The organism is Lelliottia sp. RWM.1, from assembly GCF_016859735.1.
Lineage (GTDB): Bacteria > Pseudomonadota > Gammaproteobacteria > Enterobacterales > Enterobacteriaceae > Enterobacter.
In genome coordinates this window covers 14,406-26,929 of sequence record NZ_WLVC01000008.1, presented here as the reverse complement: position 1 = coordinate 26,929, position 12,524 = coordinate 14,406, and the positions used below count along the sequence as shown (strand labels likewise).

General features: G+C 51.8%; 14 protein-coding genes. 10 read left to right on the top strand and 4 right to left on the bottom strand.

The window, feature by feature from the left end; all coding sequences use genetic code 11:
* Window positions 1-155: 155 nt before the first annotated feature.
* From GF617_RS08920 to pdxK, 10 genes are all read left to right on the top strand, one after another.
* A complete protein-coding gene (locus GF617_RS08920) occupies window positions 156-581 on the top strand; it encodes a GNAT family acetyltransferase (protein WP_181620327.1) in 426 nt (141 codons plus the stop codon).
* The gene (locus GF617_RS08915) at window positions 568-1,017 is read left to right on the top strand and encodes a DUF2919 domain-containing protein (protein ID WP_181620326.1); all 450 of its coding nucleotides are present in this window, start codon (window positions 568-570) and stop codon (window positions 1,015-1,017) included. Before GF617_RS08920 ends, GF617_RS08915 begins: the two co-directional genes overlap by 14 nt.
* A 62-nt stretch (window positions 1,018-1,079) precedes the next feature.
* Complete coding sequence (locus GF617_RS08910) at window positions 1,080-1,655, top strand: RpoE-regulated lipoprotein (RefSeq protein WP_181620325.1); 576 nt, start codon at window positions 1,080-1,082, stop codon at window positions 1,653-1,655.
* 91 nt (window positions 1,656-1,746) lie between these two features.
* The gene (locus tag GF617_RS08905; protein ID WP_181620324.1) at window positions 1,747-2,646 is read left to right on the top strand and encodes a Dyp-type peroxidase; all 900 of its coding nucleotides are present in this window, start codon (window positions 1,747-1,749) and stop codon (window positions 2,644-2,646) included.
* Between the two features lie 172 nt (window positions 2,647-2,818).
* A complete protein-coding gene (locus tag GF617_RS08900; protein WP_203451521.1) occupies window positions 2,819-3,835 on the top strand; it encodes a sulfate ABC transporter substrate-binding protein in 1,017 nt (338 codons plus the stop codon).
* On the top strand, window positions 3,835-4,668 hold the full coding sequence (gene cysT / locus GF617_RS08895) for a sulfate/thiosulfate ABC transporter permease CysT (protein ID WP_181620322.1): 834 nt from the start codon (window positions 3,835-3,837) through the stop codon (window positions 4,666-4,668). Before GF617_RS08900 ends, cysT begins: the two co-directional genes overlap by 1 nt.
* Window positions 4,668-5,543, top strand: coding sequence for a sulfate/thiosulfate ABC transporter permease CysW (gene cysW, locus GF617_RS08890; protein WP_181620321.1), 876 nt, complete (start codon window positions 4,668-4,670; stop codon window positions 5,541-5,543). The genes cysT and cysW overlap by 1 nt, the downstream gene beginning before the upstream one ends.
* A complete protein-coding gene (gene cysA / locus GF617_RS08885) occupies window positions 5,533-6,627 on the top strand; it encodes a sulfate/thiosulfate ABC transporter ATP-binding protein CysA (protein ID WP_181620320.1) in 1,095 nt (364 codons plus the stop codon). Before cysW ends, cysA begins: the two co-directional genes overlap by 11 nt.
* A 115-nt stretch (window positions 6,628-6,742) precedes the next feature.
* Window positions 6,743-7,654, top strand: coding sequence for a cysteine synthase CysM (cysM, locus tag GF617_RS08880; RefSeq protein WP_203451520.1), 912 nt, complete (start codon window positions 6,743-6,745; stop codon window positions 7,652-7,654).
* Between the two features lie 5 nt (window positions 7,655-7,659).
* Entirely contained in the window at window positions 7,660-8,496 is an 837-nt protein-coding gene (gene pdxK / locus GF617_RS08875) for a pyridoxine/pyridoxal/pyridoxamine kinase (protein ID WP_181620318.1), read from the top strand.
* A gap of 44 nt (window positions 8,497-8,540) precedes the next feature.
* Here pdxK and crr read toward each other — a convergent pair whose 3' ends face one another.
* The 4 genes from crr to cysK form a co-directional block, all read right to left on the bottom strand.
* Window positions 8,541-9,050 carry a PTS glucose transporter subunit IIA gene (crr, locus tag GF617_RS08870; protein WP_003861316.1) on the bottom strand — a complete coding sequence of 170 codons (510 nt, stop codon included), beginning with the start codon at window positions 9,048-9,050 and terminating at the stop codon, window positions 8,541-8,543.
* 40 nt (window positions 9,051-9,090) lie between these two features.
* Complete coding sequence (gene ptsI / locus GF617_RS08865; protein ID WP_181620317.1) at window positions 9,091-10,818, bottom strand: phosphoenolpyruvate-protein phosphotransferase PtsI; 1,728 nt, start codon at window positions 10,816-10,818, stop codon at window positions 9,091-9,093.
* 44 nt (window positions 10,819-10,862) lie between these two features.
* Window positions 10,863-11,120 (bottom strand): phosphocarrier protein Hpr, encoded by a 258-nt coding sequence (gene ptsH / locus GF617_RS08860; RefSeq protein ID WP_000487600.1) that lies wholly within the window; start codon window positions 11,118-11,120, stop codon window positions 10,863-10,865.
* 317 nt (window positions 11,121-11,437) lie between these two features.
* Window positions 11,438-12,409, bottom strand: a complete 972-nt coding sequence (cysK, locus tag GF617_RS08855) for a cysteine synthase A (protein WP_181620316.1) — start codon at window positions 12,407-12,409, stop codon at window positions 11,438-11,440.
* Window positions 12,410-12,524 lie beyond the last annotated feature (115 nt).

Below are 12,524 nucleotides of genomic sequence, written 5' to 3'. Positions count from 1 at the left end.
TACGACAGTCCTTATTGGGAATTGTTTTACTTTTCATTTCAATACGTGACAAAGTGACATTATGCCAAATTTTGGCGAGATTTTCCCCGGTTATTGGCTTAACACTGCGTTAAGGCCATAATCACTGTTTTTAAACCCGAAAAGGCGGTAATACCATGGAGATACGCGTTTTTCGCCAGGCAGATTTCGAAGAGGTGATCACCCTTTGGGAGCGCTGCGATTTACTTCGCCCGTGGAACGATCCGGAAATGGATATTGAGCGTAAAGTGCATCACGACGTCAGTCTGTTTCTGGTTGCCGAAGTTAACGGTGAAGTTGTGGGGACGGTGATGGGCGGTTATGACGGTCATCGTGGCTCTGCTTACTATCTGGGCGTACACCCCGAATACCGTGGTCGGGGCATTGCCAATGCACTGCTTAATCGTCTGGAAAAGAAACTGATCGCCCGTGGCTGCCCCAAAATTCAGATCATGGTTCGGGAAGATAACGACGTGGTGCTGGGAATGTATGAACGTCTGGGTTATGAGCACTCTGACGTGCTGAGTCTGGGTAAGCGTCTGATAGAAGATGAAGAGTACTGAATTTCACCCAGGCGATTACGATAGTCATGGTCGCCTGCGCTTACCCTTTTTATTCTGGTGTGTGTTGTTGCTCCAGGCGAGAACCTGGGTGTTGTTTGTGATGGCGGGTGCGTCTCGCGGTCAGGGAGATACACTGCTCACGCTCTTTTATCCTGACCACGATGCTTTTTGGCTGGGATTACTGCCGGGTGTTCCTGCGGTAATGGCGTTTTTGTGCAGCGGACGACGACATTTTATTCCGCGCCTGTGGTCGGCAATACGCTGGCTGCTTATTGCCGCGCAGATGGTACTGCTGTGCTGGCAACCGCTGTTATGGCTGTTCGGTGAGCCGCTTACAGGCGTGGGGATTGGGCTGGTTGTCGCCGATATCGTGGCATTAATATGGCTGTTCACCAATCCCCGTTTACGTGTCTGTTTTACACCTGAGAAAGATTAATCGGCACTTTTTGCCGATGTCGCACTCCAACATGCGTTGATTTAATACGTAAGGACGTTTCAATGAAATCGCTGCGTTTACTTTTATGCGCTCTCCCGCTGGCGTTAACAGGCTGTTCAACGCTCTCCTCAATAAACTGGTCAGCCGCCTATCCGTGGAACTGGTTTGGATCTTCAACGGAGGTCACCGAGCAGGGGGTTGGTAACATTACCGCCGCGACGGCGCTGAATCAGGACGCCATTCAGTCGGCATTGAGCAGTGATTATCGCCTGCGTAGCGGTATGAAAACGGAAAATGGCACTATCGTGCATTATTTCGAAGCGCTGAAAGGCGAAACCCTGGCGCTGGTGATTAACGGAGATAAAGGGACCGTCAATCGTGTTGAGGTGCTGGACAGTGAGATCCCGACGGCGAGCGGCGTAAAGGTGGGAACGCCATTTAGCGATCTCTACAAACAGGCGTTTGGTCACTGCACCAGCGCGACGGCTGATGAGCATGTCGCGGTGGAATGTAAAGCCGAGGGAAGCCAGCATATTAGCTATCTTTTTACCGGAACCTGGAGTGGTCCGGAAGGGTTAATGCCTTCAGACGATACGCTGAAAAACTGGAAAATCAGTCAAATTATCTGGAAGCAGTAAATTGCGTCCGGACAATCTGTCTTCCTGAAAAACGGGTATAATGCTCGCCAACAATGCCACGGTGTCGTGGCGTTTTTTTTCAGGAGGAGCGATGTCTCAGGTTCAGAGTGGCATTTTGCCAGAACATTGCCGCGCGGCGATTTGGATTGAAGCCAATGTTAAAGGGGATGTGGATGCCCTGCGTGCGGCCAGCAAGGTTTTCGTCGATAAACTGGCCTCCTTCCAGGCCAAATTCCCTGACGCCCATCTTGGTGCAGTTGTCGCTTTTGGCAACAACGTCTGGCGTCAACTCAGTGGTGGTATGGGAGCCGAAGAGCTGAAAGACTTTATCCCTTACGGTAAAGGTCTGGCCCCTGCGACCCAGTACGATGTGCTGATTCATATTCTCTCTCTGCGTCACGATGTGAACTTCTCTGTCGCGCAGGCGGCGATGGAAGCCTTTGGTGACAACATCGACGTGCAGGAAGAGGTCCACGGTTTCCGTTGGGTAGAAGAGCGCGATCTGAGCGGGTTTGTGGATGGCACTGAAAACCCGGCCGGGGAAGAGACTCGTCGCGACGTTGCCGTGATTAAAGACGGTGTGGATGCGGGGGGGAGCTATGTCTTCGTTCAGCGCTGGGAGCACAACCTTAAGCAACTAAACCGCATGAGCGTGCATGACCAGGAGATGATGATTGGCCGTACCAAAGACGCCAACGAAGAGATCGACGGTGATGATCGCCCGGTGACGTCTCACCTGACCCGCGTCGACCTCAAGGAAGAGGGCAAAGGCCTGAAGATTGTTCGCCAAAGCCTGCCGTATGGCACAGCAAGCGGTACGCATGGTCTTTACTTCTGTGCCTACTGCGCGCGCCTGTACAACATCGAACAACAGTTACTGAGTATGTTTGGTGATACCGACGGTAAACGTGATGCTATGTTACGCTTCACCAAACCGGTGACGGGTGGCTACTACTTCGCGCCGTCTGTTGAGCGTCTGCTGGCGCTGTAATGGTTTTTCGCCCTCTCCCTGCGGGGGAGGGTTGGGGTGAGGGCATCAGTCCGCACCCTTATTCTCTTTTCTGCTTCCAAATCACTAAACGGTATATAAAACCGTTACTCCTTTCGTACTCGTTATAAATATTATGACCATAAGATAGTCATCACATTTATAAGGGTGCGCAATGACCGTAACTGTACTGAAAAAAGGATATCTGGCGCTGGCTGCGTCGATGCTGTTGGTCGCGCAGGCGCAGGCAACAGAGCTGCTTAACAGCTCCTATGATGTCTCCCGCGAGTTATTCGCCGCCCTGAACCCGCCTTTTGAACAGCAGTGGGCGCAAGAAAATGGTGGCGACAAGCTGACCATCAAGCAATCTCACGCAGGTTCTTCCAAGCAGGCGTTAGCGATTCTGCAAGGATTGAAAGCGGATGTGGTGACGTACAACCAGGTCACGGATGTGCAGATCCTGCATGACAAAGGCAAGCTGCTCCCGGCTGACTGGCAGAGCCGATTGCCAAATAACAGTTCACCCTTTTACTCCACGATGGGCTTCCTGGTGCGCAAAGGGAATCCGAAAAACATCCACGACTGGAACGATCTGGTTCGTAGCGATGTGAAGCTGATTTTCCCGAACCCGAAAACCTCCGGTAACGCGCGTTATACCTATCTGGCGGCGTGGGGAGCGGCGGACAAAGCTGACGGTAACGATAAAGCGAAAACTGAGCAGTTCATGACTCAGTTCCTGAAAAATGTCGAAGTGTTCGATACCGGCGGTCGCGGAGCAACCACGACCTTTGCGGAGCGTGGTCTGGGTGATGTGCTGATCAGCTTCGAATCGGAAGTGAATAACATCCGTAAGCAGTATGAAGCGCAGGGCTTTGAAGTCGTCATCCCGAAAACCAATATTCTGGCGGAATTCCCGGTGGCGTGGGTCGATAAAAACGTCCAGGCAAACGGGACAGAGAAAGCGGCGAAGGCTTATCTCAACTACCTGTACAGCCCGCAGGCGCAAACCATCATCACCGATTATTACTACCGCGTGAATAACCCAGACGTGATGAACAAACTGAAAGACAAATTCCCGCAGACAGACCTGTTCCGTGTGGAAGACCATTTCGGCTCCTGGCCTGATGTGATGAAAACGCATTTTGTCAGCGGTGGTGAGTTAGACAAATTGCTGGCGGCGGGGCGTAAGTAATGTTTGCTGTTTCCTCCAGACGTGTGCTGCCGGGCTTCACCTTAAGCCTCGGGACCAGCCTGTTGTTCGTCTGTCTGATTTTGCTGTTACCTCTGAGCGCGCTGGTAATGCAGCTCGCTCAGATGAGCTGGTCGCAGTACTGGGACGTTGTTACCAACCCTCAGGTTGTCGCCGCGTATAAAGTTACATTGCTGTCGGCGTTTGTGGCCTCGATTTTCAACGGTGTGTTCGGCCTGCTGATGGCCTGGATCTTAACCCGTTACCGTTTCCCGGGACGCACGCTGCTGGATGCGTTGATGGACTTGCCATTTGCGTTGCCAACGGCGGTTGCTGGCCTGACGCTGGCCTCGCTGTTTTCCGTGAACGGTTTTTACGGTGAGTGGCTGGCGAAGTTTGATATCAAAGTAACCTATACCTGGCTGGGTATTGCGGTGGCGATGGCCTTTACCAGCATCCCGTTTGTGGTGCGTACGGTGCAGCCGGTACTGGAAGAATTAGGCCCGGAATACGAAGAAGCGGCGGAAACGCTGGGGGCGACGCGCTGGCAGAGTTTTCGCAAAGTGGTGCTGCCTGAGCTTTCTCCGGCCTTGCTGGCAGGGGTTGCGCTGTCGTTCACCCGTAGCCTCGGTGAGTTTGGCGCGGTGATTTTTATCGCGGGGAATATCGCGTGGAAGACGGAAGTGACCTCGCTGATGATTTTTGTTCGCTTGCAGGAGTTTGATTATCCGGCAGCCAGTGCAATTGCTTCGGTGATTCTGGCCGCATCGCTGCTGCTGTTGTTCTCCATCAATACGCTGCAAAGTCGCTTTGGTCGACGAGTGGTAGGTCACTAATGGCGGAAGTTACTCAATTGAAGCGTTACGACGCGCCCCGCATTAACTGGGGAAAATGGTTTCTGATTGGCACAGGCGTACTGGTTTCAGCCTTTATTCTCGTTGTACCGATGGTCTACATCTTTGTTCAGGCCTTCAGTAAGGGGCTAATGCCGGCCCTGGAAAACCTGGCGAACCCGGATATGTTGCACGCTATCTGGCTGACTGTGCTGATTGCGTTGATCACCGTACCGGTGAACCTGGTGTTTGGGACGTTGCTGGCCTGGCTGGTGACGCGTTTTAACTTCCCGGGTCGCCAGTTATTGCTGACGCTGCTGGATATTCCGTTTGCGGTTTCCCCGGTTGTGGCAGGTCTGGTTTATCTGTTGTTTTACGGTTCGAATGGTCCATTGGGCGGTTGGCTGGATGAACACAACCTGCAAATCATGTTCGCATGGCCGGGCATGGTGCTGGTGACGATTTTCGTGACGTGTCCGTTTGTTGTGCGTGAACTGGTTCCGGTGATGTTGAGCCAGGGGAGTCATGAAGATGAAGCGGCTGTTTTGCTGGGGGCTTCCGGCTGGCAGATGTTCAGACGCGTGACGCTGCCGAACATTCGTTGGGCGTTGCTCTACGGCGTGGTGCTGACCAATGCCCGTGCGATTGGCGAATTTGGCGCTGTGTCAGTGGTATCCGGCTCCATTCGCGGCGAAACCTTATCGCTGCCGTTACAGATTGAATTACTGGAACAGGACTACAACACCGTCGGTTCCTTTACCGCCGCTGCGTTACTGACGCTGATGGCTATTTTGACCCTGTTTTTGAAGAGTGTGGTGCAATGGCGTTTAGAGAATCAGGAAAAACGTCTGCACCAGGAGGGAAATCATGAGCATTGAGATTGCCAATATTAAGAAGTCTTTTGGTCGCACCCAGGTGCTGAATGATATCTCGCTGGATATCCCTTCCGGACAAATGGTGGCTTTGCTGGGCCCTTCGGGTTCAGGCAAGACTACGTTGCTGCGTATTATCGCGGGGCTTGAACACCAGACCAGCGGGCATATTCGCTTTCACGGGACGGACGTGAGCCGTCTGCACGCTCGCGATCGTAAGGTTGGTTTTGTATTCCAGCATTATGCGTTGTTCCGCCATATGACGGTGTTCGATAACATCGCCTTTGGCCTGACCGTATTGCCACGTCGCGAGCGCCCTGATGCTGCGACAATCAAAGCGAAAGTGACCAAATTGCTGGAAATGGTGCAGTTGTCCCATCTGGCCGAACGCTTCCCTGCTCAGCTTTCTGGTGGGCAAAAGCAACGTGTGGCCCTGGCCCGCGCGCTGGCAGTTGAACCGCAGATTTTGTTGCTCGATGAGCCGTTCGGTGCGCTGGATGCGCAGGTGCGTAAAGAGCTGCGCCGTTGGCTGCGTCAGCTCCATGAAGAGCTTAAATTCACCAGCGTCTTTGTGACCCACGATCAGGAAGAGGCGATGGAAGTGGCCGATCGCGTGGTGGTCATGAGCCAGGGGAACATTGAACAGGTTGACGAGCCGGAGCAATTGTGGCGTGAGCCTGCAACCCGCTTCGTGCTGGAGTTTATGGGCGAAGTTAACCGTTTGCAGGGGACCATTCGCGGTGGACAGTTCCACGTTGGTGCGCACCGCTGGCCACTTGGGTATACGTCTGCACATCAGGGGCCTGTGGATCTGTTCTTGCGTCCATGGGAAGTGGATGTGAGCCGTCGCACCAGCCTTGATTCACCGCTTCCGGTTCAGGTTCTGGAGGCTAGCCCTAAAGGTCACTACACCCAATTAGTGGTACAGCCATTGGGCTGGTATACCGATCCTCTCACCGTCGTCATGCGTGATGAAGAGCCGCCGTATCGCGGTGAACGCCTGTTTGTGGGCTTACAGCATGCTCGTATTTATCACGGTAATGAGCGCATTGAGACACGCGAGGATATTGCTCTGGCGGAGTCAGCCTGATAGGTTAAGGTTACGTAGTTTTGCCGGGTGGCGCTGCGCTTACCCGGCTTACAATAGCGATCTCTGTAGGCCCGGTAAGCGAATGCGCTGCCGGGCTTTTTATTGGGCAGCGAGTATGAACACATTAGAACAAACCATCGGCAACACGCCTCTGGTTAAGCTTCAGCGCATGGGGCCAGACAACGGCAGCGAAATTTGGGTCAAACTTGAAGGCAATAACCCGGCAGGCTCGGTTAAAGATCGCGCGGCGTTGTCGATGATTGTCCAGGCCGAAATACGCGGTGAAATTAAACCTGGCGATGTGCTGATCGAAGCCACCAGTGGCAACACCGGCATTGCACTGGCAATGATTGCTGCGTTGAAAGGCTACCGCATGAAACTGCTCATGCCGGACAACATGAGCCAGGAGCGCCGTGCCGCGATGCGTGCCTATGGTGCAGAGCTTATTCTGGTGACCAAAGAGCAGGGGATGGAAGGCGCGCGCGACCTGGCTCTTGAGATGGCCGAGCGTGGAGAAGGCAAGCTACTCGATCAGTTCAACAATCCTGATAATCCTTATGCACACTACACCACCACCGGCCCGGAAATCTGGCAACAAACAGAAGGGCGAATTACCCATTTTGTTTCCAGTATGGGAACCACTGGCACAATTACCGGTGTTTCCCGCTTCCTGCGTGAGCAGGAGCAAGCCGTGACCATCGTGGGCCTGCAACCGGAAGAGGGCAGCAGTATTCCGGGCATTCGTCGCTGGCCTGCCGAATACATGCCGGGCATTTTCAATGCACAACTTGTGGATCAGGTACTGGATATTCACCAGCGTGAAGCGGAGAATACGATGCGCGAACTGGCGGTACGCGAAGGTATATTCTGCGGCGTGAGTTCGGGTGGTGCGGTAGCGGGAGCGATCAGGGTTGCACAGTCAACACCGGGAGCCATCGTGGTGGCGATTATCTGCGATCGTGGCGATCGTTATCTTTCTACCGGTGTCTTTGGTGAAGAGAGTTATTCGCAGGGGGCGGGAATTTAAGCGTCATGGAGATGATTTTATTTCGGGATACCTCCCGAGCGCAGCAAACCGATATCGTCGCAGTGCAGTCCCAGGTGGTGTATGGCAGCGTGGGTAACAGTATTGCTGTACCCAACATCAGAACACACCAGTTGAACGTAACGGCCATTCCAACGGTATTGTTCAGTAACACGCCTCACTACGATACGTTCTATGGCGGCGTGATCCCCGATGAGTGGTTCAGCGGCTATCTACAGGCCCTGGAAGAGCGTGATATTCTGCGCGAGTTAAAAGCTGTCACAACCGGGTATATGGGCAGCGCCAGCCAGATTACCCTTCTTGCGCAGTGGCTTAAATCCATCAAGGAAAAGCATCCTGATTTGCTGGTGCTGGTTGATCCGGTGATTGGCGATACCGACAGCGGGATCTACGTTAAGCCTGAGATACCTGATGCATACCGACAACATTTACTGCCGCTGGCGCAGGGGATCACACCAAACGTGTTCGAGCTTGAAGTGTTAAGTGGTAAACCGTGTCGTTCACCAGAGCGCGCCATTGCGGCGGCGCAAGGATTGCTATCGGATACGCTAAAATGGGTTGCAATTACCAGTGCACCCGTTGTGGACGACCCTGAAAACATTCATGTGGTGCTTGTTACTGCAGAGGGAGTGACGATCAGCGCACATCCTCGTGTAGCGACTGACCTGAAAGGGACGGGCGACCTGTTTTGTTCGGAGCTGGTTAGCGGCATTATTAAAGGTAAAACGGTGGCGGATGCTATTTGCCGTGCGGGCGATCGTGTTGCGGAAGTGATGACGTATACGCAAGCCAGAGGTTATGACGAACTTATCTTACCGGCATAAACAAAAATGGCGCCCGAAGGCGCCATTTTTCTGTGCGGCAAGAATTACTTCTTGATGCGGATAACTGGGGTTTCACCCACAGTCACGCTGCCAGACAGTTTGATCAGTTCTTTGATTTCATCCATGTTGGAGATAACAACCGGAGTCAGGGTAGACTTGGCTTTCTCTTCCAGCAGTGGCAGATCGAATTCAATGACCGGGTCGCCAACTTTAACGCGCTGACCTTCTTCCGCGATACGTTTGAAGCCTTCGCCTTTCAGTTCAACAGTGTCGATACCGAAGTGAACGAACAGTTCGATACCGCTATCAGATTCGATAGAGAACGCATGGTTGGTTTCAAAGATTTTACCGATAGTGCCATCAACTGGAGCAACCATTTTGTTGCCAGTTGGTTTGATAGCAATACCATCACCAACGATTTTCTCTGCAAACACTACATCCGGCACGTCTTCAATGTTGACGATCTCACCAGAGAGCGGAGCAACAATCTCAATAGTTCCGGAGTCTTTCTTATCATCAGAAACCAGAGATTTCAGTTTATCGAACAAACCCATGATCTTCTCCTAAGCAGTAATTTGGGCCGCATCTCGTGGATTAGCAGATTGTTTTTTCTTCAATGAACTTGTTAACCAGCGTCATTAACTCGTCCGTCGTCGGTTGAGCAAGAGCCTGCTCTGCTAACACCTTCGCATCTTCGAAGTTCGTGTTACGGATAATCTTCTTAATGCGCGGGATGGAAATGGCGCTCATAGAGAATTCGTCCAGACCCATACCCAGCAACAGAAGTGTAGCACGTTCGTCGCCTGCAAGCTCACCACACATGCCAGTCCATTTACCTTCTGCATGAGAAGCATCAATAACTTGCTTAATAAGCGTCAGTACGGACGGTGACATTGGTTGGTAGAGATGTGAAATCATATCATTACCACGGTCAACTGCCAGGGTGTACTGCGTTAAATCATTGGTACCGATACTAAAGAAATCAACTTCCTTGGCTAAATGACGCGCAATTGTTGCTGCAGCAGGTGTTTCCACCATCACGCCAACTTCGATTGTCTCGTCAAAGGCTTTACCTTCGTCGCGCAGTTCCTGTTTGTAGATTTCAATCTCTTTCTTCAGTGCACGCACTTCTTCAACAGAGATGATCATTGGGAACATGATGCGCAGTTTACCGAAAGCAGAAGCACGCAGGATTGCACGAACCTGGTCACGCAGGATCTCTTTACGATCCATCGCGATACGCACGGCACGCCAGCCCAGGAATGGGTTCTCTTCTTTCGGGAAGTTCATGTACGGCAGCTCTTTGTCGCCACCGATATCCATGGTACGGACGATCACCGCCTGAGAGCCACAGGCTTCAGCAACAGCTTTGTACGCAGCAAACTGTTCTTCTTCAGTTGGCAGCGCGTCACGGTCCATGAACAGGAATTCAGTACGATACAGACCTACACCTTCCGCGCCGTTGCGCTCAGCACCATCAACGTCACGCACAGTACCGATGTTCGCACAAACTTCTACCTGATGGCCGTCCAGCGTAATAGCAGGCAGGTCTTTCAGCTTAGCGAGTTCGGCTTTCTCGGAGGCAACTTGTTCCTGAACGGCACGCAGCTGCTCGATCTCTTCGTTGGTCGGGTTGACGTAAACCAGGTTGTTTACGGCATCCAGAATCAGATAGTCGTCATTTTTCACCTGAGCAGTGACGCTACCGGTTCCCACGATGGCTGGCAGTTCAAGAGAACGCGCCATGATTGAAGTATGGGAAGTACGGCCGCCAGCATCAGTGATGAAGCCCAGCACCTTGTTCAGGTTCAGCTGTGCGGTTTCTGACGGGGTCAGGTCAGCAGCCACCAGGATAACTTCATCCTGAATAGCACTTAAATCAATGATGGCCAGACCCAGGATGTTGCGCAGCAGGCGCTTACCGATATCACGTACGTCAGCCGCACGTTCCTTCAGGTATTCGTCATCCAGTTCTTCCAGGGCAGTTGCCTGACCTTCGATAACTTCATGTGCAGCCGCATCGGCCGTCATGCCTTTATCTTTAATCAGGGCTATGATTTCCTGCTCCAGCTCCTCATCTTCGAGCAGCATGATGTGCCCTTCGAAGATGGCTTCTTTTTCTTCACCGAAAGTTTCGCCAGCTTTAGTTTTGATTGTTTCCAGTTGCGCTGATGCCTTGGCACGACCGCTCAGAAAACGTTCAACTTCCTGATCAACCTTGTCGGCAGAAATTTTTTTCCGGTCAATGACGATTTCGTCTTCTTTCAGCAGCAGTGCTTTGCCGAAAGCGATACCCGGGGATGCTAAAATGCCTGAAATCATAACCCTACCTTACTTGTGACTGATATTAAAAAGAACCCGTAAACTTACTCGAGCTCAGCCATCAGTTTAACCAGATGCTCAACTGCTTTTTGTTCGTCTTCACCTTCTGCAGAGATGGTGACAACAGTGCCCTGAGTCAGGCCCAGAGTCTGCAGTTTGAACAGGCTTTTTGCGCTAGCGCTTTTGCCGTTGGAAGTCACAGTGATTTCAGAAGTGAAGCCTTTCGCTTCTTTAACAAACTGAGCAGCAGGGCGAGTGTGCAGACCGTTCGGAGCGGTAATGGTAACTTCTTGCTGGAACATTGTATTTCCCCAACTTATAGGTTTAGTGTTGTGGAACTAAAGTCTAGCCTGGCGACTTAACTTTAGCCTGTATTGTTAGCGCTGACGTTTCAATCGTCATTAAACATTATGCAGTGAAAGCAAGACTTGAACCAAATCATAAAATCGATTCAGCAATCGTATTTCATTCACTGATTAATTTCGCGCATCAAAATAATTGCTGGTTTAAATACCAGACCCAACGGGGTGAATCAATGCCAGGAGGGGTAAAAGTTTGAAGCAGGCCACAAAAAAGCACCCAAAAGGGTGCTTTTTTACGCGTTTTTAACATGCTGGCACTACTGTTGCAGCTCTTTTTCAGTAAACAGATCGGCAAACAGTGCAGTGCTTAAGTAACGCTCACCCGAGGAAGGTAGGATAACCACTATATTCTTATTGGTAAAGGTTTCATCTTCCTGAAGTTTGAGTGCTGCGGCAACGGCAGCACCAGAAGAGATACCCGCCAGAATACCCTCTTCATCCATCAGACGACGCGCGGTCGAGATGGCTTCTTCGTTGGTGATTGCTACCACTTTATCAATCAGTTTTAGATCCAGGTTACCAGGGATGAAGCCTGCGCCGATCCCCTGAATTTTGTGTGGACCTGGTTTGATCTCTTCACCCGCCAGTGCCTGGGCAATAACTGGTGAATCTGTTGGCTCAACGGCGACCGTAATGAGGTCTTTTTTACCTTTTGTGCCTTTAATATAGCGGGTAACACCCGTCAGCGTGCCGCCAGTACCAACACCCGCGATAAACACGTCAACCTGACCGTCAGTATCTTCCCATATTTCAGGGCCGGTGGTTTTTTCGTGGATTTCCGGGTTGGCAGGGTTGCTGAATTGTTGAAGCAGCAGGTATTTAGCCGGATCGCTGGCAACAATCTCCTCTGCTTTCTGGATCGCGCCTTTCATCCCTTTTGCGCCTTCGGTCAGTACCAGATTTGCACCCAGCGCTTTCAGCAGCTTACGACGCTCGATGCTCATGGTTTCAGGCATGGTAAGTGTCAGCTTATAACCCCGTGCAGCAGCAACATAAGCCAGCGCAATACCGGTGTTACCACTGGTTGGCTCGACCAGTTCAACACCAGGCTTCAGAACGCCACGTTTTTCGGCATCCCAAATCATGTTTGCACCGATGCGGCATTTCACGCTGAAGCTTGGGTTACGTGATTCGACCTTCGCCAGAATGCGTCCATTACCGATACGGTTCAGTCGAACCAGGGGCGTATGACCGATAGTCAGCGAGTTGTCTTCATAAATCTTACTCATGGCCTGTCCTTAACTGTATGAAATTGGGATACCGACCCAGCATACCTGTTGAATAAGTATGGGGAAGTAAGGAATTCGCATATCTATATGCTGCAAGGAAATAATGGGGATCAGT